This window comes from Mesorhizobium sp. WSM4833 (assembly GCF_055811095.1).
Map to the genome: position 1 here is coordinate 1 of NZ_JBVVQG010000054.1, position 349 is coordinate 349.

1 protein-coding gene is annotated in these 349 nt (G+C 66.5%); it reads left to right on the forward strand.

What is annotated here, in order from left to right; all coding sequences use genetic code 11:
• On the forward strand, positions 1-349 hold a 349-nt coding region (locus AC0L2D_RS31840), incomplete at both ends, for a DUF5801 repeats-in-toxin domain-containing protein (RefSeq protein WP_473544127.1).

The following is a 349-nucleotide window of genomic DNA, read 5'->3' on the forward strand; positions in this document are numbered from 1 at the left end:
CCTTCACCGCGAGCGCGGTCGACGGCGTCACCACGAATGTGACCTACGCACTTGCCCTGGCCGGCGGGGCGGCGACCGGGCTGCTGACGACGGAGGGCAACCATGCGATCACGCTGGTGGCCGACTCGGCAAACCAGATCTCGGGCCAGTACGACAGCGACGGCGACAGCGTGCTCGACGCGACGGCGTTCACGGTGACACTGTCTGGCACGACGGTGACGCTGACGTCGTTGGTTGCCCTTGAGCACTCGAACACGCAAGGCGTCGGCGAGGACAACACGCTCGACCTCAACGGTCTGATCAACGTGGTGGCAACGGTGACGGCGACGGACGGCGACAACGACGTCGT